Genomic DNA, 21,118 nt, shown 5'->3' on the forward strand with positions numbered 1-21,118 from the left:
GGAGTGACGTCTTAGTTTCGGCCCCTACATCTCGAGGGCCGCAATCGGGTTCGAAACGTCCACCGGGTGTCCGGTTTTCCTCACTCGTCGACGTCGCCGTCTCCGTCGCCGCCGCCGACACCGACGTCGGCCGCGGCTGGAAGGGTAAACGAGAAGGTCGCACCCTCGCCCGGCTCGGAGTCGACCCAGATCTTGCCCCCGTGGCGCTCGAGGACGCGCTGGCAGATCGCCAGGCCGATGCCGGTGCCGGTGTCCTCCTCGCGCGAGTGAGCGCGGTTGAAGACGTCGAAGATTCGATCCGTCTCCCGGGGTTCGATGCCGATGCCCTCGTCTCGCACCGAGATGGTCCAGTCCGATTCGTCGCGCTCGGCCGAGACGTGCACGCGTGGTGGGGCGTCGCCGGCGTAGGTGAGTGCGTTAGCGAGCAGGTTCTGAAAGACTTGCCTGAGCTGACTGCCGTCGGCCCGGACCCACGGCATCGGATCGGCGGTGATCATGGCGTCGGTCTCGACGACCCGCACTTCGAGGTTGGCGAGTGCCTCCTCCAGGGCCTCGCCGGCGTCGACCGGTTCGAGCGGGGCGCCCTGGGTGTCGATCCGCGAGTACTGGAGCAGGCCGTCGATCATCTCGCGCATGCGGTCGGCACCGTCGACGGCGAATTCTAGGAACTCCTCGCCGTCCTCGTCGAGGTCGTCGCCGTACCGGCGCTCGATCAACTGGAGATAGCTCGAGACCATCCGCAGGGGCTCCTGGAGGTCGTGGCTGGCCGCGTAGGCGAACTGCTCGAGGCGTTCGTTCGAGTCCTCGAGGCGGTCGATCGTTCCCTCGAGTTCCGCCCGGTACTCGGTGCGCTCGATCGTTTCCGCGAGGATGTTGGCGACGCTCTGGACGAAGTTCACGTCCTCGTCAGTGAACGATCGATGACTGGTGTCGTGGACGCCGAGGATACCCCACGGATCGTTGGCGGAGCCGACGATGGTACTGATGCTACTCGAGACGTCGTGGTCCGTCAGCAGGTCGGGACCTTGGAATCGGGTCTCCGACTCGAGGTCGTCGACGACGACGGGCTCCTCCGCGACGAGCGTGTACCCGGCCTGGGAGTTGTCGGTGGCAGAGACCGTCGCCGTGCCCATGATTCCCGCTTGCCAACCGACGCCCTGCCGGAGGCGTAACTCGTCGGCGACGGAATCGAGGTCGAGGACCTTGCAGTAGTCGGCCTCGAGCGCGTCGGCGACCTGCTGCGTCGCCTCGTGCATGAGCTCGTCGATGTCGTTCGTCTCGATGGCGAACTGCCCCAGGCCGGCGATGACCTCCTGCTGGACGGCGCGGCGTTGCAGTCGATTTCGCGACCGCACGCGTTCGGTGATGTCCGTGAGGTAGACCGACTGGCCGGACTCGGAGGGGTAGATCGTCACCTGGAGCCAGGCGCCGGCTGGCTCGTAGAACACCTCGCGTTCGACCGTGGTTCCGGTACGCTTCGCCTCGCGGGCCGCGTCGGAACACGCAGTTGCCTCGAGTTCGGGGAGGGCGTCCCAGATCGGGGCGCCGAGCAGTTCCGGCCCCGAGACGTCGACCAGGTCGGCGAACGCCTCGTTGGCGTAGATGACGTGCCAGTCGGTGTCGACCGCGAAAAAGGCGTCGTCGATCCGCTCGAACAGGTCGTCGAGTTCGGTTCGCAAGTCGTCGCGCTGTCGCTCGATACGCTCGGCCTGTACCTTCAGCTGCGTGATGTCCGTCACTGCGGCGACGACGTGGCGAACGCTGCCGTCGTCTCGCGTGACGGGCGCGGCGTTGATCGAGAGCCACCGGGGCTGGCCGTCGGCGTCTTCGATCCAGATTTCCGTGTCCGTCACCGCCTCGCCAGTCTCGAACACTCGACTGATCGGCCGATCCTCGAGGGGAATGTACTCGCCGGTCGCGTCGTACATGTCTCGCTGACCGGCGCTGTAGGCTTCCATCGTCTCTACCGACCGGTCGAAGATTTCCGCCAGCCGGTCGTTCGCCCGCACGGTCGTTCCGTCCGGATTCGCGACCATGATCCCGACCGGACTCGTCTCCAGGACCCGGGTGATCAGGTCGCGCTCGTGTTGCAGTTGCTGTTCGTGCTCGCGCCGATCGGTCATGTCGCGAGTGACTTTGAGGAACCCCCGGTGGGTGCCGTCGCCGTCGAAGACCGCCGTGATGGTGACGTTCGCCCAGAACGTCGTGCCGTCGCACCTGACGCGCCACCCCTCGTCCTCGACCGACCCCCGCTTGAGGGCGGTAGCGAGGTTTCGTTCGGGGACGCGCTCGGCCCTGTCGTCGGCCGTGTAGAACCTCGAGAAGTGCTCGCCGACGATCTCCTCGCGGTCGTAGCCCTTGATCTTCGAGGCGCCCTCATTCCAGGAGGCAACGCGCCCCTCGGGATCGAGCCGGAAGATGGCGTACTCCTCGACGGCGTCGACCAGCGACGCGAACTCGGCCTCGCTCTCGAGGAGGGCGCCCTCCGAGCGCTTCTGCTCGGTGATGTCGGAGTAGAGTTCGACCCGTCCGCCGGCGTACTGGCCTGTCTCGATCGGCTTGCTCCAATGCTCGAGCCAACGGCCGGTCCGCTCCCCGCTTTCGGTGACGCGACACTCGAAGCGCTCGACGGCGTCGTTGTCCTCGTAGGTCGCGAGGACGCGTTCCGCGAACGTCTCGGAGTCGGCGACCCGCTGGCTGACGTCGTCGACGACGGTGCGTTTGTCGCGACCGACGAGAGCTGCTCGCGAGAGTCCGAAGTATTCCTCGATCGTTTCGTCGGCCCACGCGACGGTGAACTCGTCGTCGAGGACGATGACGCCGATCTCGGCGTCGTCCAGGACGCTCGTGATCGACCGGTAGGTCTCCCGGGCGGATTCGGCGCGTTCGCGGTGACGTTCGCGTTCGGAGACGTCACGCGCGACGCCAATCGTTCCGGCGAATTCGCCGTCCTCGATCAGCACCGTCATCCGGACGTCGCAGGGAACCGCGCCGCCCTCCGCTGTCCGGATCGAGAACTCCATCGTCGACACGTCGGCGGTCCCCTCCTCGAGTTGTCTTCTGATTTCCCGTCTCCCTCGAGCGACGTCTTCGTCCTCGAGGAGCACCGAGATGTGCTCGCCGACGAGTTCGTCGCGGGCGAATCCCGTCGTCTCGACGATTGCCTCGTTGACGGCTTCGAAGCAGCCGTCGGCGTCGAGCTGGTAGAGTCCGTCGTCGACCGTGTCGACGAGCGTCCGGTAGCGGTCCCGCGCCACATCGTCGGACACCCCCTCCCAGAAGGTCGTTCGTGTGCCTATCGACCGGTCACTCATACGTCGTAATGATCACTCGATGGGATAAAATCTCTGGCATGCTTCCCGGTGAAGCATCTCGTGACGGACGTCACTCGAGCGCTGAGGGCGGATACGACGAATTGCAACTCGAGCGCCGAGGGTGGGCATGGCGACCGATCGTCAGGCCTCGAGCGCAGCCTCGAGCACCGCCGTAATCTCGGCTGCGGCGTCCTCTCCCACCGGCTCGAGCGGTCGGCGTGGGGGCCCGACCTCGAGGCCGCGGTGAGCGAGGGCCGCCTTGATGCCGGGGACGCCGTAGCGGGCCGTGACCGTCCGGTTGAGTTCCACGATGGCGGCGTTCAGGTCACGAGCGGCGGCGGCGTCGCCGCTTTGATGGATCTCGAAGACCTCGCTCGCCAGGTCGGGGACGGCGTTCGCGACCGCCAGCACCCCACCGTCGGCGCCGGCGTCGAGCGCGTGGGCGTAGACGCTCCCGTGGCCCACGAGGACCGAAAAGTCGGCATCCGCGGTGAACCGGACGAGGCGCTGGATCGACTCGATGCTGCCGCTCGAGTCCTTGATCCCGGCGACGTTCTCGTGGGTCGCGAGCGACTCGACGAGTCGCGGTGAGAGCGGGTAGTCGGTGAACTTCGGCACGCTGTAGAGGTAGATGGGGATCGGCGATTTGTCCGCCAGGTTGTGGTAGTAGCGCCCGAGCGCGGCGTCGTCGCTGCCGTAGTACGACGGCGTCACGACGAGGGCGGCGTCGGCACCCGCTGCGGCCGCGCCCTCGGTCGCCTCGAGCGTCGGTTCGTACCCCTCGTGACCAGTGCCCGCGAGGACGGGTTTCTCGGTCGCGTCGGCCACCGTCTCGACGACCTGTGTCCGTTCGTCGGCCGTCAACAGCGGCGCCTCGCCCGTCGACCCACAGGGGACGAAGAAGTCGATGCCCGCGCTCGCGAACCAGTCCACGAGGGCCTCGAGGCGCTCGTGATCGACGCGTCCGTCGTCGGCAATCGGCGTCACCAGCGGCACGCCAGTTCCGTGCATGGCAGTTCCTGGGTGATGACGGCTAATAGCTGTGGCCGTTCGAACGCTGCCGATCGTGCCGCGGTCGTCGACGCAGTCGGGGCTCGAGCGAGCGATCAGCAGGCCTAAGCGCCCGCCTCGAGAACGCTCGCCCGTGACCGACCCCTCTCGAGACCCCGCGCTCGGCAAGATCGACCGGACGGTGTTCGAGCGACAGATCGCCCCCCGACTCGGCGCCGACCGCAACGACGTCGTGCTCGGGCCAACCCACGGCGTCGACTTCGGCGTGCTCGACGTCGGCGGCCGGGCCGTCGTAGTGGCGACCGATCCGGTTTCGATTCTTCCGGATCTAGGTCTCGAGCGCGCCGCCAGGTTCGCCCTGGACGTCGTGCTCACGGACGTCGCGGTCAGCGGAATCTCGCCGTCGCACCTCTCGATCTCGTTCACGCTCCCTCCGGAGATGACCGACGAGCAGTTCGCGATCGTCTGGGAGGCGATCCACGAGGAGTGTGTCGACCTCGGAATCGCAATCGCGGCGGGCCACACCGCCCGTTACGCCGGTATCTCGTACTCGTGGGTCGGCGGCGCGACGGTGCTCGGCGTCGGCAACCGCGAGGCCGTCGTCCGTCCCGACGGTGCTCGCCCTGGCGACGCGCTCTTGCTCACTACTGGGCCGGCCGTCGAGGCCGTCGCCCTCCTGAGCTCCCTCTTCGGCGACCAGATCGACGTCTCCGACGCCGTCCTCGAGGACGCTCGAGCCTGCCTCGACGATAGCTTCGCCGTCCGCGACGCGCTGACCGCGGCGGCAACCGCGCCGGTCCACGCGATGCACGACGTGACCGAAGGCGGCCTCGCGGGCGCGCTCGTCGAGATGTCGGAGGGGTCGGGAACTCGCTTCGAGATTGATCGCTCGGCGGTCCCGGTCCGGCCGGCCGTTCAGGCGGTCTGTGAAGCCCTCGAGATGGACCCCTGGCGGGCGACCAGCTGTGGCTCGCTCGTGATCGCGGTCGATCCGGGGGACGTTTCGCCGGTGGTCGAGGCGCTCGAGGCTCGCGGGACTACGGTCGCGGAGATCGGGCGGGTGGAGGCAGTCGACGGCCCGTCGGGGACCGACTCCGAGGTGCGCGTCGGTGGCGCCGTGCTCGAGCACCCCGGCGTCGATTCCTCGTGGGCGGCGTTCGAACGCTTCGCCGAGTACTGAGCGAACACAAGTCCAAACAGCCCTGTGGGAGCACTCGATGCTCGATTCAACGAGATCGATTTCTTCCAGAAATCTTCTGTATCCACCTCGTTGTTCTCACTCTGCAAGTCCGCGACCAGTGCTCCAGATCATCGCGACGACCTGGCCGTTGTTTAAACTGTTCAACTTGACAGCACTAATTTAAACGAGGAGGTATAGTACGTGGATATGAATCGGCGAAACGTCCTCGTCAAATTCGTTGTTGCCTGTTCTATTCCGTTTAGTGGCTGTCTCAGTGAATCCTCCAACGAGCCCAGTGGATCGACTAACCCAGAAACCGATCAGAACGGTTCAGCAGACGAAACGCCCGAAGGTCGAGTAGATTCTGTATTTATCGAGAATCTTAGTGAAACTGAAGTACGGGTGGAAGTTGTTGTCCACAAGGAAAATGGTGACGAGATACTAGCCAATGCGTACAGAATTCCTGGAAGGACTGGAATAGAAATACCGGCGGTCGGTATAGAGGGAGAAGAGTACGACGTTTCTGTGCAGTATGACGGTGTCCAGGAAGAAGACGAGTGGTCTGTAAAAGACACATGCATCCACGAAAACGAATCGACAGACCAATCAATACTCATAAAAGAAGACGAAGCTCTGGCAGTATTTACAGAAGGATGTGACGAGAAATCCACCGGAATTCGGGCGGGTGTAGATTACTTCGACCACGAAAAATATATTATTTAGCCGATCAGGATCAGCGTCTCCGGGCTCGTTCCGCTGTTTTATCTAGCTCGACCACATATCACATATTTACCCTAACGCTGCTGTTCGATACTCTTCACGTAACTCGAGTCCACGCCACGTTCCACTTCGCGACGGTCAATCCGCAAACTCGAGCGAGCAACATCCATTTGTACAATCGACGAATACTACGCGTATGGACGAACTCGGCAAAGCCGACCGGGAATTCTTCGACGAGTACCTCTACCCCAACCTGGGTGCCGAGCGCGAGGATGTGCAACTCGCACCGCAACACGGCGTCGACTTCGGCGTCGTCGACGTCGGCGGCACCGCCGTGGCGATGGCGACCGATCCCGTCTTCCTCATGCCCTCGCTGGGCTTCGAACGGGCGGCGTGGTTCGCCTTCCACATCCTCTTCAGCGACGTGGCCGTCTCGGGGCTCGAGCCAGCGTACCTGAGCGTCGACTTCAACCTCCCGCCGGAGATCACCGACGAGCAGTTCGCGACCGTCTGGGAGACGTTCGACCGGGAGGCACGCGACCTGGGCGTCGCCGTCGTGACGGGCCACACTGCTCGCTACGCCGGGTGCAACTACCCGATGGTTGGGGGCGCGACCGTCGTCGCCGTCGGAGATCACGACGATCTGATTTGTCCGGACGGTGCTCAACCGGGCGACCGCGTCCTGGTGACGAAGGGGCCAGCCATCGAGACGACCGGCTTGCTGGCGATTCAGTACGAGTCCCTGCTCGCAGAGCGGATGGACCCCGACGCGCTCGAGGCCGCGAAAGACCGCTACTACGACATGAGCCCCATCCGGGAGGCGATGCTCGCGGCCGAGGTCGGCGGCGACACCGTGACGGCGATGCACGACGCGACCGAGGGCGGCGTCTACGGCGGCCTGTTCGAAATGGCCCGCTCGGCAGGAGTCGGGATGCGGATTGACCGCGACCGCGTGCCGATCATGCCCGGCGTCCGCGAGACCTGCGAAGCTGTCGGCGTCGATCCGTGGATCTCGATCAGCGAGGGGACGCTGCTCGCGACGGTCGACCCCGAGGGCGTCGACGACGTGCTCGAGGCGCTCGAGGTCGAGGGAATCCCGGCGGCGGTCGTCGGCGAGGTCACGGACGGCGAGGGCGTGGTCGTCGACGGGGTGTCGATCGACCACCCCGGGACGGACCCATTCTGGGGGACTTTCGAGCGGTTGGGCGAAGAGGCCTCGAGCGGGGATGAATCGGGGGCAGGAGACGCGAACGGAGGCGACGACCGATGATCGCGCCCACTCCCGAGACGCCACCCGTCGCCCTCACCATCGCGGGCAGCGACTCCGGCGGCGGGGCCGGCATCCAGGCCGACCTGAAGACGATGGCCGCCCACGGCGTCTTCGGCACGAGCGCGATCACCGCCGTCACCGCCCAGCACACCCGTGGCGTTGACTCGAGTTTCGTCCTCCCGCTTGAGGAAATCGAGGCCCAGATTCGGGCCGTCCTGGACGACTTTGACGTTCGTGCGGTGAAGACGGGGATGCTCGCGACCGCCGACGTCGTCGACCTGGTGACCGAGCACGCGGCCGACCTCGAGGCGCCACTCGTCGTGGATCCGGTCATGGTCGCCACCTCGGGCGACCGACTGCTCGACGCCGACGCGGAGTCTGCCTACCGAGATCTGTTCGCCCAGGCGACGCTCGTCACGCCCAATGCCGACGAGGCGAGCGTCCTGACGGGGATCGACGTCGAGAGTCACGACGCGGCACGCGACGCCGGACAGGCGCTCCTCGAGACCGGCACCGACGCTGTGCTGGTGAAAGGCGGCCACGTCCCCGGCAAGACGGTTCGGGATCTCCTCTGTACCGACGACGGGATCACGGCGATCGACCACCCGCGAATCGACACGGAGGCGACCCACGGCTCCGGGTGTACCCTCTCCGCTGCGATCGCGTCGAACCTGGCTCGAGGCGAGGGCCTCGAGGCGGCCGTCGAGGGTGGAATCAAGTTCGTCGAGGCCGCGCTGACTCGCTACGCCGACGTGGGTCGCGGAGCGGGTGCGGTGAACCCGACTGCGGTACGCGAGTGAGTCTCGGGCGAAGCGCGGTCGAGGAGACTGGCTCGAGGGGCCGATGACTGGCGTCTGGCGTCTGATGTCCAATGGACGGTATCCGTCTCGAGTCACGTCGAGAGCCCGGGTCGACTGCTGCTGGCGTGCGACAGCCGAAATCACGGCGGGCGTTTGTTTAATCGGTTGTTAGACCAGTTTGAACAGTTGCTCACCGCACAACTGTGGAATATTACGTCGATAGTAATGGCTTGATTCGGCGGTGCAACGGTATGGGAAAATGGCAACGCCGTTCCTTCCTCGCAACTGGTGCAGCACTGTCGATGGGCGTCGGACTCGCCTCGAGCGGGGCGGGAGACGCCGATGACAGTGACGGAACCTCCAGCGTCAATGCAGCACTCGATACGGACCTCCCGGACCCGACACGCCGACCGAACCCTACTATGAACGAAGACTGGGCAACCTACCGCGGCGACGCGGGACAGACCAGGTGCATCGTCGACGGACACGACTTCGATGGGGACGCACTCGTCCCCGTCTGGTCGGCCGACCACGACGGCTCGGTCGCCGTCGCCGACGACACGGTGTACACCTCGACCGCCGACGGCGTCGTCGCACTGGACGCCGAGGACGGGACGCTCGTCTGGGAGAACCTGGACATCCTCGCGCACGACCCCGCGGTCGCCGCCGACGTGGTCTGTCTGACCACCGACGAGGGCGTCGTGGCGCTCGACCGATCCGACGGAACCGTCCGCTGGGAGGCGTCCTTCGACCCGGCGGACTCGGTCACCCGTCACGCGGTTGCCTACGACGCCGCGTTTGTGGTCGTCGACGGAACCCTTTACGCCCTCGAGGTCGACGACGGCTCGATTCGGTGGGAACGGGAGTCGATCACGCTCGAGTCGCCCGTCGGCCCGGAGGGGTCGTTCGAGTTCTCGAGGGCCCCCGCTGCGGCGAACGGCGTCGTCTACGCTGCGACCCATCGGACCGTGCTCGCGCTGGAGCCCGAAACCGGGGACGAAGTGTGGCGAAACGAGGAGGTCTACCAGGACGTCGAGAGCCCAATCCACGCGAACGCGAGCGCGGTCGTCGTCGACTGGTGGTCCGATATCGACCAGGGCGTGCACGATGTGAAGACGGGCGAGGTGAAGGGCGTCATCACGTCGGAGACGGACCACGAGATCACGCTCGGCGAGGACGTGTACATCACCGGCGACTCCTTCAACCTCTATGGCGGCTCCGTCGAGGCGTGTGAGCGCGAGTGGGAAGTCCCCTGTGCGTACAACATCGGACAGGCCGTTATCTGCGGCGAGACCATCTACGTCTACTTCGGACAGGCCAGGGGGGACCGAGGCGACTACGACCAGGAACTCGTCGCCCTGGACAAGAACGACGGAACCGAGAAGTGGGCAATTTCGAAAAACGATGCCCCGGTCGGGTACGTTCGGGCGATCAGCGGCAACACGCTGTACGTCGACCACGACGGGGAACTGGTCGCGTTCAGAGAGGGTGCGTCCGACGACGGTTGCTGAGACCTCGAGAATCCGTTTTCCACCTCCAGAGCCGGCTCGTCAGCAATTTCATCGATCCTGACCCCGATCCCGACTTGTCAACGAATCCTTCGACCCCGATTCCGACTTCACTCTCTCCTCGAGCGAACCGCCGACGTATATCTGTCTGGCGCTCCTGTCTCAAGACGATGCCGGAGAGTCCGTTCGACGTCGAGATTCGCATTGGAGAGATCGTTCGCGCGGAGTCGTTTCCCGAGGCGCGAAAGCCGCACATGACGAAATTGTGGATCGACCTCGGTTCCGATTCCGATTCCGATTCCGACACCAGTGACGACCTCGTTCGCTCGGCCGGCCAGCACGACTACCACTACGATCCCGAGGAACTGATCGGTCGCCGGGTTCTTTGTGCGACGAACCTCGGAAGCGTTCGCATCGCCGGGTTCAAATCTGAGGTCCTCACCGTGGGCGTTCCGAGCGATGAGGGCTACCCGGTGCTCGTGACTCCCGACTCCGAAGTCGACGCGGACGTGCCAGTTGGCGGCATCCTCTACTGACGCTCGAGCCCATCGGTCGAACGGGGGGCGTACGAACGGGAAGCGGGAAGTGAGAACGGGGAGCCGCCTGGCACAGCATTATGGTTCGGGGCGTGATAGCTCGGAACATGGACGCCGCACGACTCCACGAGTACACGGACGACATGGCGGACGCGCTCTCGATCGACGAGATCGACGCGCCCACGGCAGACGGGCCGCACGACGTCATCATCGAGGTGACGGGTGCCGGCTGGTGCCAGACGGACAACCACATCGTCGAGGGCATGTGGACCGACTACGTCGAGCAGACGTTGCCGATGACCCTCGGCCACGAGAACGCCGGAATCGTGTCCGAAATCGGCGATGAGGTCCAGGTCGTCGAGGAAGGAGACCCGGTCATCTGCCACCCTGTCCAGACCTGTGGCACCTGTCGCCCGTGTCGCCTCGGCGAGGACATGTACTGCGAGAACTCGGCCTTCAACGGGCTCACGACCGACGGGGGCTTCGCGGAGTACCTCGAGACGTCCGACCGCGCCGTCATCCCGCTCCCGGCTGGCGTCGACCCCGCGGAGATCGCGCCGCACGCCGACGCGGGCATCACGGCCTACCACGCCGCGAAGAAGGCCGCCGACGAACTCGTCCCCGGCGACACCGCCGTCGTCATCGGGATCGGCGGGCTTGGCCACATCGGCGTCCAGTGCCTGCAAGCGATGTCAGCCGCGACCGTCGTCGCCGTGGACGTGAAGGAGGAGGCGCTCGAGCTGGCCCGCGACCTCGGCGTCGACGAGACGATCGACTCGAGCGAGGCGGACGTCACTGACGTCGTCGCCTCGATCACCGACGAGGTCGGCGCACGGCAGGTCCTCGACTTCGTCGGTCGCGACGACACGACGGCCCTGGCCCCCGACATCACGGCTGCCGGCGGAGACCACCACATTGTCGGCTACGGCGGTCACGTCCACGAACCCGCCCAGGCGCTGGTCAACGGCGAGTTCTCCTTCCGGGGCAACCTCGTCGGGACCTACCCCGAACTCCAGGAACTCGTCGCGCTCGTCGACCGCGGCGACGTGTCGCTTCACACCGAACACTACGATCTCGAGGAGATCAACACGGTCGCCGAACGCCTCGAGCACGGCGAAATCGAGGGTCGGGCGGTGATCTCGCCGTGATCGCTCGCGCGGTGGCGACTCGTTCTCTCGCCCTCGAGCGCGCGGCTGTACATTCGGACCGAGGAGGGAAACCCTGATACTGCTATCGCCTAATCGTCACGCATGGGAACCGAGTGGACCGACCGGATCGTCAGCGAGCGCATGACCGTCGACCGGGAGTTCTCGACGCGGGTCCAGAGCTCGCGCTTTTCGAGCCAGGAGTGGAGCCTGATCATGACCGCGACCGAGTTCGAGATCGAGAACCCCGAAGATCCCGAAACCGCGCGGATGGTCGCCAACACCGACAAGATCGACCAGATCCTGCCGGAACTCGAGAACGTCCGCTCCCAGGTCGGCGCGATGGGCGGCGCCCCGGGGGGTAGCAACGACTCCGGCGGCGGGGTCATCGATTCGATCAAGGGTGCGCTCGGGATAGGCGGCGGTGGCTCTCACGACGCCGAGCGCGAGGCCGCCGAGGCGCTCACCCAGGAGTACGCCGAGGAACTGCAGTCCCGCCTCGAGGAGAACGGTCGCTGGGAAGGGATCTGTGCGACTGCGGCGGAGTGACGCCGCTCGAGTGCTTCGCTTCAGCTCGCGCGTCGCTCCGTCGCCTGGTGTGCACGACGCTCCGTCGCCTCAATCGCCCGCGTGAAACAGTGTCCGCTCGCTCGACTCGTAGATGTTGATCAGTTCGATTATCAGTTCGTCGTAGGACTCGTCTTCGATCCGCAGGGCGTCCAGTCGCTCGATCGTCTCCTCGTCGAGTTCGACCTGGGGCATGGTCGACGGTTAGACGCCGACGGCAATAAAGGCACAGTACCTTTAAGGTTGCCCGCCAAGGGCCAGTCGATGACAGACGACATCGAGACGACCACGTTTTCGATCGAAGCCGACGACGACGCCGACGAGGTCACGCTCCCGACCGGCCTGGTCGACCTCCTCGCGGAGGAGGGCCAGGGCGAGGCCGAGACCGTCGCGGACATCACCCTGCTCTCCTTTGCGAGCCGCGCCCACCACCTCGTCCACCACGGCGAGGATCCGGGCGAGGACCTCGAGGCCCAGGAGGAACGCGTCATGGACCTCTTCGAAGAGCGCTTCGGCGTCTCGTTCGCGGAAGCGACGGGCCACCACCACTGAGCGTCGACGCTCGAGTCGGTTTCCGCACCACTCGACGGGTTCGCGTTACCCCGCCGACTCGAGCAGTTCTCGCGTTTTCGTCGCCGACTCGAGCGACGTCACCATCGGGCTGCGACTATCGGTCGTTGGCCGGTGGTTGCCGTTCGCCGGTGACGGTCGCACGCTGGTGGCCGCTCGGAGTCAATGCGAGCGAGTACCACGGACTACACTCTCGCGCTCGCCCGTAAACCCAAGAGTTAAATCTGGTTTACGAGTGGGTCGAAGTATGGCTACGTCCACCGAAAACGTCGACCTCGTCGACGGCGACGTCGTGCGCTCGCTCGCTCGAGCCGCCCTGCTGGCGGCGTTGATCGGCGCGAGCGCGTATGTATCGATCCCGCTGCCGGTCTCGCCCGTTCCCTTCACGCTTCAGGTATTGTTCGTCTTCCTCGCGGGGCTGGTACTCGGACCCGTGTGGGGAGCCGTCTCCATGCTCCTGTATCTCGCCGCCGGAGCGGTCGGCGTTCCCGTCTTTGCCGGGGGCGTGGGCGGCGTCGGCCACCTGTTCGGGAACACCGGGGGCTACCTTTGGTCGTACCCCATCGCGGCGTTCGTGATCGGCCTCGTCGTCCACCGCCGCTGGCGACCTCGAGACCCTGCGGCGGTTCAAAAGACGACACTCGCCGCCGCGCTGCTGGTCGGCCTCGCCACCATCTACGGCCTCGGCGTTCCGTGGCTCGCCTGGGTTCAGGATCTCTCGCTCGCCGAAGCGGCCATCCTCGGCATGGCGTACTACGTCCCTCTCGACCTCGTGAAACTCGTTGCCGCGATCGCCATCGCTCGGAGCGACCGGCTCCCCGTCACCTGATCGGCGATGATCGAATTTCGAGCCGTCAGCTACGAAATCGAGGACGTCTCCGTTCTCGAGTCCATCTCCTGCTTGTTCGCGGACGACGAGTTCGTCGTCCTCGCGGGCGCGAACGGGAGCGGGAAGACGACGCTCCTGCGTCACTGCAACGGCCTGCTGACGCCGACGGCGGGATCGGTTCTCGTCGACGGCACGCCGGTCGCCGACGACCTCGTGGCGGCTCGGACGGCGGTCGGAATGGTCTTCCAGCACCCGCGAGACCAGTTTGTCGCCGCCACGGTCGGGGCGGACATCGCGTTCGGGCCCGAGAACCTCGGCCTCGAGCGGGCCGAAATCGATCGCCGCGTCGCGGACGCGCTCGCGGCCGTCCGCCTCGAGGGTCGCGAAACCGACCGAATCGACACCCTCTCCGGGGGCGAACAGTCACGGGTTGCCATCGCCGGCGCGCTCGCGATGGAGCCAACTCACCTCGTCCTCGACGAACCGTTCACCGGCCTCGACGAGCCCGCCCGAACGGCCGTCCTCGAGCGCCTGGCTGGCCTCTCCCGACAGGGAACTGGGATTGTCCTCGCGACTCACGACCTGCGGGACGTGCTCGCGTTGGCCGACCGGGTCGTCGTCGTGGACGACGGCCGCGTCGGGTTCGACGGAACCCCGGAGGCGGCCCGCGAGTCGCTCGAGGACTTCGACGTACACGTCCCCGAGCCGACGCGACGTGCCAGCGGCTGAATCCGTGTCCTTACTCACCTACGAACCCGACGAGACGCTCGCCCACCGCCTTGACCCCCGGTCGAAACTCGCCGTCCAGATCGGGTTCTCGGTCGCGGCGCTCGCTCACCCCGAACCGGGGCCACTCGCGGTGTTCACCATGCTCGCGCTGGGATTCCTGTGGTCGGCGGGCGTCTCCCCGCTGGGAGCGCTCGTGGCCTACCGGTTCGTGCTCCCGGTCTTGCTTGTGGCACCGGTCGTCGCCGCGCTCTCGCTCGGTCCGCCGTGGTTCGACCCCATCGCCGCCGTCGACCCGGCGCTCGCGAGCTACCGTGTCCTGCTGATCGTCCTCGTCAGCGCCGCGTACGTTCGGTCGACGCCCGTGCGCGCCTCACGGGCGGCGATCCAGCGAACGATTCCCGGGAAACCCGGTCAGGTGCTGGGGATGGGCGTCGCGCTCGTCTTTCGGTTTCTCCCCATACTCCTGGCCGATCTACGGACGATCCGGGACGCCGCCGCGGCACGACTGGGGACCGAACGCGGCTTGCTCGAGCGGGTGACCCACCTCGCGACGACGGCGCTCGAGCGCGCGTTTCTTCGGGCCGATCGACTGGCGATCGCGATGCAGGCGCGGTGTTTCGCCTGGAACCCGACGCTCCCGACCCTTCGGTTCGCGCTAATAGACGCACCCGTGCTCGTGCTGGCGCTCCTGCTAACGGCGTCCGCGGTGATCTAGGCCTCGAGGTCCTCAAGGTCCTCGAGAACGTGTTCCCGCTCGCCGACGAGCGCCGACTCGAGGACGCGCCGCACCCGTTCGGAGGAGACGGCCGTGGCATCGGCAACGTCGCCTACCGATTTCGGATCGAACGGCACCTCGAGGGCCGCGTAGACGGCCTCGAGGACGCCCCGGAGTTCGTCGGTCGCCTCGACGAGTAGGATGCCCGAAACGAGGGCGGCGTCGCTCGTCACTCGCTGGGCGATGCCAACGACCTTTCGGAGCGATCCGCCTACCTCGAGCGAGAGGGAGTGGGCCCCCGGGCAGAAGGAGTCGTCGGGCTCGCCGCGAACCGGTTCGACGCCGAGGTCTGTGAGGGCCGATTCGACGTCGGCCGTGAGCCGTTCGTAGCGCTCGTCGGTCCCTCGTCGAAAGTCCGCGACGGGTTCGGTGCGGGCGAACGCCAGCACCTGGGCGCCGTCGTAGGCCACCACTCGGCCCCCGACGCTGCGCTCGACCGGTGGGAACCCACGCCCATCGGCGGCCTCGCGAGCCCGTTCGTACCCCTCGCGGCGGGCGTCACGGCGGCCGAAGACGACCTGTTTGTGGGGCGTCCAGACGCGAACCGCCTGCTGGCCCTCGGCAGCAACCTCGAGGAGGCGTTCGCTCGCCGCCCGGTCGGCGTCGATCGTCGGCTTCCGGCCCCTGAGGACACGAACCGGCGGAGTCGCTGGCATACCCGGAGCGTGGAGTCGAACTATCTAAATTCCCGCGACTCCGATTTGCGGTCGATGGACGCGCCGGGATCGGTCGCGCTGGGCCCGTCGGTGCTCGAGCGCTACGCTCGCTTCTCGTTATACAATTCGCCGTACCCCGCCCACGACCGGGGCTGTGCGATCGACCTCTATCCCGGGACGCTCCGGGATGGCCGGACGACCGCGGCGCCGAGCCCCGTCTCCGGGACCGTGCTCGAGACGCGAACCGTCCGAGCGCCGCCGAAACCGTACGCACCCGATCACGACCACCTGATCCTCCTCGATTGCGACGGGCCGTTCGCTGGATTGATCGCCCGAATCCTCCACGTCGACCCCGCCGTCGAGGCGGGCGAGACGGTCGAAGTGGGGCAATCGCTCGGCCGCCTCGTCCGAGCCGGCTTCTTCGCCCCCTGGGTCGACAACCACCTCCACGTCGGATTTCGCCGACCCGACCAGAACTGCCACCGGGCGTCGGGGTCGCTTCCGCTGGCGCTCGGCCTGGAAGTTCGGCCGCTCGCGTGGGACGGCGCCGGTACGGTGGTCGATGTCGGCGAGACGTACGCGGTGCTCGACGCCCCGGCGCACCCGTCTCCTAGAGCGGAGTTCGTCGGGATCGCGGCGGACGATGGCGGCGTCCTCGATGGTGGGATGCCCCACTACGAGGGCGGAGGCGTCCTCGGGGACGTCTCGAGTACCGAAGTTCGCCTCGGTGGAACCCGACTCGGCACGCTCGCGGATGGCGGTCGAACTATCGACTGGGATCGCCTCGCGGTGACCGTCGACGGCACGCCGATCACCGGACTCTCGTTCTTCTGTGCCCGCGACGCCGACTTCGGCGCGAAGCTCATCTGCCCGGATCACGACGTCGCTGTGGGATCCCGGGTCGCAGTCGAGATCCGAAACGGTGGTTTCGGCGCCAACAGAAAGGGTTAGGTCCTTCGAGATACTCGTGGCCGGTAATGGCTGCACTGAATACGGAAGTCGTCCTCGAAATGGCGACGCTGCTACTTTACTCACTGATCGCGGCCGCCCTGACGGTGGCCGGAGCCGCTGCGGAGTTACTGAGCGTCCAGAACTTCGGCGGCGGCGAGCTGTCCGTGGCCGTCTGGGCGGGAGTGCTCGGGTTCGTCCTGCTGTACGCCGGCCTCTACGGCATCGGCTACCAGAAACTGCTGGCTCGAGTGATCTGAGGCGCCGCTTGGTTCTCGGGTCGATCGTCGACTGATCAGCGACGGGGTTCTCGTCAGAGTTGAGCCTCCCTCGATCCGTCACCAATCCGCCGTCAATTCATCGCTGATCGACCCATCCCGCCCCGAAGATCATATCGATCCCAGCAGCGCCGCTACCGGCGCAAAATCAGCTTCAACACGTCCTCGTCCTCGAGGACGTGTTGGTCGCCCACCTGCTGTTTGTCGTGGGTCGCGCTGGGCCCCGACACCCGCGCGAATCGGAATCGCTCCTCGAACTCGCCGCCAAGCTTGTCGACGGCGTCCTCGATAGTCGACCCCGCCGAGATGACGAGCGGTTCCTCGTAGTCGACCCCCCGTCCCGGTTTGTCCATGTAGACCCGGATCAGGTCGAGGTTGTCCCACATCCGATCCTTGAGCGCCTCGAGGCCCTTCTCCTCCGCGGCGCTGATGAACGTGACCTCCTCGGGGTCGAGGCCGCGGTCGCGGAGTTGCTCGTCGACGGTTTCCTTGTACTCCGGGGTGATCAGGTCGACCTTGTTGACGCAGGTGATCGACGGGATGTACTCCCGATTTTCCATCAGGCCGTCGATCAGGCGGTCGATGTCGACCTTCTCGCCGAGGTTGAGGTCGGCGTTGACGTAGCCCTGGTCGCGCAGGACCTCCTTGATCGTGGCCTCGTCCAGGTCCTGGTCGGCACTCGAGGTGATCTTGATGCCATCTTTGATCTTCGGCCGGACGGTCACCCGGGGCGGTTGCTTGTCGACCCGAATGTTGATATTGTACAACTCCTCCTGGAGGCGGTCGTACTGCTCGATCTCGAACACCGAGAGGACGAAGAGGATGAGGTCGGCGTTCCGGACGACCGAGAGCACCTGCTTGCCGTCGCCCTTCCCGGTCGCCGCGCCCTCGATCAGTCCGGGTACGTCGAGGAGCTGGATGTTGGCGCCGCGGTGTTTGCACATCCCGGGATTGACGTCGAGGGTGGTGAACTCGTACTCGCCGGTCTCGCTCTCGGCGTTGGTCAGCGAGTTCAACAGTGAGGACTTGCCGACGCTCGGAAACCCGACGAGGCCGACCGTCGCGTCGCCGGTCTTCTCGACGGAGTAGCCCGTACCGCCGCCCGCCGAGGACTGGTTCTGGAGCTTCTCTTTCTTCTCGGCGAGCTTCGATTTCAGCCGACCGATGTGCGCCTCGGTCGACTTGTTGTAGGGCGTGTTGGCGATTTCCTCCTCGATTGCCTGGATGTCCTCCTCGAGCCCCATTCTATCTAGCCTCATCCACGCGTCGCGAAAAACCCTTTCGACCTCGTGCAGGCGTCGCGGTGCGGTCGCGGCCGCGGACGGACGAATCGGGAAACCGGGATCCATCCTGATCACCCTTCCATTCGAAACCGACGGACACTTCGACACACATAAACGACCGGCAACGCATCGTTTAGCCGAACGAATGCCAGATCCGTCGAGTCTGCGCGATAGCACGCAAATCGTCCTCCCGCAGGAGGCCCTGGCGGGCCTCGAGGCGCAACTCGACGAGGAGTTCACGATAACGATTTTCCCCGAAGGGGATCGGTACTGCCGGATCATCGGCAGTCCGGTCGAGATCAAGGAAGCGAGTCAGTTTTTGGTACGCCAGGGCGTCAGTTTACCTTGACCATCTGACCGCGGTCACGATCATGATCACGACTACGATCATCGCTCCGGGTGCGTCGGCCCGTCGAACCCCCCTCTGATCAGCGGTTTTGCGACGTGGCGTCGCGCACACGGGGGCACCTCGTACCACCCGACCTCGGGGCCGCGCTCGAGGGATCGGTCGACCTTCGTCGCGGTCGTCGTCCCACACTTCCGACACCGGTAGCCCTGGCCCCGACCGGCGCTCTTCATCCGTCGGTCGCAGGACTCGCAGGTCGGCGTCACGCGCTCGGTTTCGACGAGATCGCGAACCGCGAACTTCTCGAGCTTCAGGGTACCGCGAGCGACCTCTCCGCAGACGGTGAGCCGGTCGCCGACCCGAAGGGCGCGAACCCGGTCGCGAAAGCGTTTGGTGGGTTCGAATGCCGCGCAGGTGAGCGTCCCGGTCGCCTCCGCGCTCGAGGCGTCCGTGTTGTCACTTGCATTCGAGGCGTCCGCGTTGCCACTTGCACTCGAGGCGTCCGCGGACGCCCCGTCGGCTGGGTCGGCTAACTCGAAGAAGACGTGCCCGCCTCGTCGTGTTTCGGGCTCGCCGGTAACCCAGCCCTCGAGGCGGTACGCCCGCCCGTCTCGGACCGCCGAAAGCGACTCGAGGGTCGACCCGTCCCGGAGGTGGACGTCGGTTCCCTGGTTGGTCACGAATCGCTGGGTTCGGGCGACCGGTTCGCTCCTGATCGCGTCGGACACAGTTCGGACGGCTTCCGGGTCGTCTCCGCGGATCCCGTGCAGGATCGGTCCCGGCGTGTGCGGGACACAGACCGTCTCGCCTTCGATCCGGTCGACGGTGTCCCACACGGTCGGATAGCCCGCCTCGGCGGCTGCGAAGACGCTCTCCTCGTCGATCGTTCGCGGCGTTCCCCACCGTTCCGGGTCGCGGTAGGAGATGTACTCGTGGGTCCAGTCTCGCTCCTCCAGGGCGCGCCAGGCGCCAATAGCGGCCAGTGCGCCGATCTGTCCGCGGCCATTTCCCGCCCCCCACCGACGGTAGCCGCAGTCGTCGGCGAGCGTCGTAGCTTCGTCGATCGACAGGTGGTCGCGGATCGCCGACAGCGCGAACGCGCTCACGTCGTCGGGAACCTCGTTGGGCGCTTGGTCGGCGACGACCAGTCCCGGATTCGTCCGGTCGTCGGCCGTCTCCGCGAGGTCCTCGAGCGTCGCCCGGGCGATTTCGAGGGCCGTCTCTGGATCGCACTCGTGGTCACCGAGGTGGACCGCGAGGGCAGCGTTCCCGCGAGTCTTGTGTTCGACGGCGGGGTTGAGTCGGACGAGGAGCAGGCGCTCGACGGTCGCGCCCGTCCGTTCGGACAGGCGGCTGGCCACTTCAGTCGCGACGTAGGTCGTACACATCCCGCGCTCGCGGGAGTCCGTATCGTCGAGGCCGACGACGGTCATCGCTGCTCGTTGGACCGCGAGTCGTTAACCGGTTTCGCCTCGCGGTTTCCACGAGTACACTGACTCCGATCGATCGTGTCAGTTCGTCCAGTTATAAAACCGGGTGCTCGAATCTCGAGGGATGGCGACGATCCGGCCGAAACCCAAAAAGACCGGACGGAACGGCGCCATCGGGGAAACGCTCATATACCAGGAGTGACTTACCTTTCCCTATGTCCCGATCCGCACTGGTCGGCAACGTCACCGCGATGCTCGAGGACGCGGGCTTTACGGTGAGCGACCGGTGTGCAATTCGCCCGAAGAGCTTCGACATCGCGGCCCGCCGCGGCGAGGACCTGATCCTCGTGAAGATCCTCGGCAACGTCGACGCCTTCAACCAGGCGACCGGCCACGAGATGCGCCGACTCGGCACCTACCTCGAGGCGACGCCGCTGGTCATCGGCCTGCGCAGTCGCGACGAGGACCTGAAACCCGACGTGGTCTACTTCCGCCACGGCGTCCCGGTGTTCAGCCCCGACACGGCCTACAACCTGTTCGTCGAGGGCGTCCCGCCGCTGATCTACGCGGCCCCCGGCGGGCTCTACGTCAACATCGACGGCGATCTGCTGGCCGACGAGCGCGAATCTCGCGAGTGGAGCCTGGGCCGGCTGGCGAACGAACTCGGCGTCTCCCGCCGGACGGTCTCGAAGTACGAGGACGGCATGAACGCCTCCATCGAGGTCGCGATGGCGCTCGAGGACCTCTTCGACGCGCCCCTGACCAGTCCGGTCGACGTCCTCGAGGGCACGGAGGACGTTCGCGAGCGCGAGGCGACGCCCGAAGAGCCGGACGCCGACCCCGACGACGAGGAGGTCGTCGCGGTCCTCACGCGGGCGGGCTACCGGGTCCACCCGACGCTGCGCTCGCCGTTCAAGGCCGTCAGCCAGGACGAGGCCGACGACGAGGACGTCGTCCTCACCGGCCACTCCCAGTTCACCAAGGCGGCGGAGAAACGCGCGAGGATCATGAGTTCCATCGGCCAGGTCACTCACACCCAGTCGGTCTACGTCGTCGACCGCGCGAAGCAGGAGAACGTCGACGGGACGGCGCTGGTCGAGCGCGAGGAACTCGAGGGCCTGGACGACGCCGCGGAACTCCGGAAGGTGATTCGCGAGCGGGCGAAGCGAGAAGAAGCGGCCTGACTCCGAATCTGGACTCGGATTCGGACTCGAACTCGAGGC

At 66.1% G+C, this 21,118-nt stretch carries 21 protein-coding genes and 1 pseudogene; 16 read left to right on the forward strand and 6 right to left on the reverse strand.

The genetic code is table 11. The features are described from left to right. Window positions 1–80: 80 nt before the first annotated feature. On the reverse strand, window positions 81–3,314 hold the full coding sequence (locus NGM29_RS07380; RefSeq protein ID WP_254159814.1) for a PAS domain S-box protein: 3,234 nt from the start codon (window positions 3,312–3,314) through the stop codon (window positions 81–83). A 141-nt stretch (window positions 3,315–3,455) separates the two neighbouring features. After that, a complete protein-coding gene (locus NGM29_RS07385; RefSeq protein ID WP_254159815.1) occupies window positions 3,456–4,325 on the reverse strand; it encodes a dihydrodipicolinate synthase family protein in 870 nt (289 codons plus the stop codon). Between the two features lie 133 nt (window positions 4,326–4,458). On the opposite strand from NGM29_RS07385, the gene NGM29_RS07390 reads away from it, so the two are divergent. From NGM29_RS07390 to NGM29_RS07425, 8 genes and pseudogenes are all read left to right on the forward strand, one after another. After that, complete coding sequence (locus NGM29_RS07390) at window positions 4,459–5,505, forward strand: AIR synthase family protein (protein ID WP_254160498.1); 1,047 nt, start codon at window positions 4,459–4,461, stop codon at window positions 5,503–5,505. A 201-nt stretch (window positions 5,506–5,706) separates the two neighbouring features. Next, window positions 5,707–6,228 (forward strand): hypothetical protein, encoded by a 522-nt coding sequence (locus NGM29_RS07395; RefSeq protein WP_254159816.1) that lies wholly within the window; start codon window positions 5,707–5,709, stop codon window positions 6,226–6,228. 193 nt (window positions 6,229–6,421) lie between these two features. Continuing rightward, on the forward strand, window positions 6,422–7,495 hold the full coding sequence (locus NGM29_RS07400) for an AIR synthase family protein (RefSeq protein ID WP_254159818.1): 1,074 nt from the start codon (window positions 6,422–6,424) through the stop codon (window positions 7,493–7,495). Next, window positions 7,492–8,274: pseudogene (gene thiD / locus NGM29_RS07405) on the forward strand (bifunctional hydroxymethylpyrimidine kinase/phosphomethylpyrimidine kinase); the annotation flags it as partial. The gene NGM29_RS07400 and the pseudogene thiD, both read left to right, overlap by 4 nt. Window positions 8,275–8,546: 272 nt before the next feature. Next, window positions 8,547–9,806: an outer membrane protein assembly factor BamB family protein gene (locus tag NGM29_RS07410; protein ID WP_254159819.1), complete on the forward strand. Its 1,260-nt coding sequence runs from the start codon at window positions 8,547–8,549 to the stop codon at window positions 9,804–9,806. Window positions 9,807–9,973: 167 nt separating this feature from the next. Then, window positions 9,974–10,339, forward strand: a complete 366-nt coding sequence (locus tag NGM29_RS07415) for a tRNA-binding protein (RefSeq protein WP_254159820.1) — start codon at window positions 9,974–9,976, stop codon at window positions 10,337–10,339. A 107-nt stretch (window positions 10,340–10,446) separates the two neighbouring features. Then, window positions 10,447–11,487, forward strand: coding sequence for an NAD(P)-dependent alcohol dehydrogenase (locus tag NGM29_RS07420; RefSeq protein WP_254159821.1), 1,041 nt, complete (start codon window positions 10,447–10,449; stop codon window positions 11,485–11,487). Between the two features lie 102 nt (window positions 11,488–11,589). Then, window positions 11,590–12,033: a DUF5799 family protein gene (locus NGM29_RS07425; RefSeq protein WP_254159822.1), complete on the forward strand. Its 444-nt coding sequence runs from the start codon at window positions 11,590–11,592 to the stop codon at window positions 12,031–12,033. Between the two features lie 69 nt (window positions 12,034–12,102). On the opposite strand, the gene NGM29_RS07430 is transcribed toward NGM29_RS07425, so the two are convergent. Further along, window positions 12,103–12,246, reverse strand: coding sequence for a DUF7557 family protein (locus NGM29_RS07430; protein WP_254159823.1), 144 nt, complete (start codon window positions 12,244–12,246; stop codon window positions 12,103–12,105). A gap of 69 nt (window positions 12,247–12,315) precedes the next feature. On the opposite strand from NGM29_RS07430, the gene NGM29_RS07435 reads away from it, so the two are divergent. The 4 genes from NGM29_RS07435 (at window position 12,316) to NGM29_RS07450 (ending at window position 14,894) form a co-directional block, all read left to right on the forward strand. Next, window positions 12,316–12,603 (forward strand): DUF7545 family protein, encoded by a 288-nt coding sequence (locus tag NGM29_RS07435; RefSeq protein WP_254159824.1) that lies wholly within the window; start codon window positions 12,316–12,318, stop codon window positions 12,601–12,603. 265 nt (window positions 12,604–12,868) lie between these two features. Continuing rightward, window positions 12,869–13,450: a biotin transporter BioY gene (locus NGM29_RS07440; RefSeq protein ID WP_254159825.1), complete on the forward strand. Its 582-nt coding sequence runs from the start codon at window positions 12,869–12,871 to the stop codon at window positions 13,448–13,450. Window positions 13,451–13,456: 6 nt separating this feature from the next. After that, entirely contained in the window at window positions 13,457–14,179 is a 723-nt protein-coding gene (locus NGM29_RS07445) for an energy-coupling factor ABC transporter ATP-binding protein (RefSeq protein WP_254159827.1), read from the forward strand. A 4-nt stretch (window positions 14,180–14,183) separates the two neighbouring features. Further along, on the forward strand, window positions 14,184–14,894 hold the full coding sequence (locus NGM29_RS07450; protein ID WP_254159828.1) for an energy-coupling factor transporter transmembrane component T family protein: 711 nt from the start codon (window positions 14,184–14,186) through the stop codon (window positions 14,892–14,894). Here NGM29_RS07450 and NGM29_RS07455 read toward each other — a convergent pair. Further along, window positions 14,891–15,610: a lipoate--protein ligase family protein gene (locus tag NGM29_RS07455; RefSeq protein ID WP_254159829.1), complete on the reverse strand. Its 720-nt coding sequence runs from the start codon at window positions 15,608–15,610 to the stop codon at window positions 14,891–14,893. The genes NGM29_RS07450 and NGM29_RS07455 overlap by 4 nt on opposite strands. Before the next feature lie 54 nt (window positions 15,611–15,664). Here NGM29_RS07455 and NGM29_RS07460 point away from each other — a divergent pair, with 54 nt between their 5' ends. Together NGM29_RS07460 and NGM29_RS07465 are read left to right on the forward strand one after the other, a co-directional pair. Continuing rightward, on the forward strand, window positions 15,665–16,561 hold the full coding sequence (locus NGM29_RS07460) for a DUF8155 domain-containing protein (protein WP_254159830.1): 897 nt from the start codon (window positions 15,665–15,667) through the stop codon (window positions 16,559–16,561). Between the two features lie 26 nt (window positions 16,562–16,587). Beyond that, complete coding sequence (locus NGM29_RS07465) at window positions 16,588–16,818, forward strand: DUF8151 family protein (RefSeq protein WP_311136848.1); 231 nt, start codon at window positions 16,588–16,590, stop codon at window positions 16,816–16,818. Between the two features lie 152 nt (window positions 16,819–16,970). On the opposite strand, the gene NGM29_RS07470 is transcribed toward NGM29_RS07465, so the two are convergent. Next, the gene (locus NGM29_RS07470) at window positions 16,971–18,080 is read right to left on the reverse strand and encodes an OBG GTPase family GTP-binding protein (protein ID WP_254159831.1); all 1,110 of its coding nucleotides are present in this window, start codon (window positions 18,078–18,080) and stop codon (window positions 16,971–16,973) included. A 184-nt stretch (window positions 18,081–18,264) separates the two neighbouring features. Here NGM29_RS07470 and NGM29_RS07475 point away from each other — a divergent pair, with 184 nt between their 5' ends. Continuing rightward, window positions 18,265–18,468 (forward strand): VNG_1110C family protein, encoded by a 204-nt coding sequence (locus NGM29_RS07475; protein WP_253433448.1) that lies wholly within the window; start codon window positions 18,265–18,267, stop codon window positions 18,466–18,468. A 38-nt stretch (window positions 18,469–18,506) separates the two neighbouring features. Here NGM29_RS07475 and NGM29_RS07480 read toward each other — a convergent pair whose 3' ends face one another. Next, window positions 18,507–19,898, reverse strand: a complete 1,392-nt coding sequence (locus NGM29_RS07480; protein ID WP_254159832.1) for a tRNA(Ile)(2)-agmatinylcytidine synthase — start codon at window positions 19,896–19,898, stop codon at window positions 18,507–18,509. 212 nt (window positions 19,899–20,110) lie between these two features. Between NGM29_RS07480 and NGM29_RS07485 the strand changes: the two genes are divergently transcribed. Further along, the gene (locus tag NGM29_RS07485; RefSeq protein WP_254159833.1) at window positions 20,111–21,079 is read left to right on the forward strand and encodes a transcriptional regulator; all 969 of its coding nucleotides are present in this window, start codon (window positions 20,111–20,113) and stop codon (window positions 21,077–21,079) included. The last annotated feature ends 39 nt before the right edge of the window (window positions 21,080–21,118 follow it).

The sequence above is a fragment of the Natronosalvus rutilus genome (assembly GCF_024204665.1).
In the GTDB taxonomy this organism is placed as follows: domain Archaea; phylum Halobacteriota; class Halobacteria; order Halobacteriales; family Natrialbaceae; genus Natronosalvus; species Natronosalvus rutilus.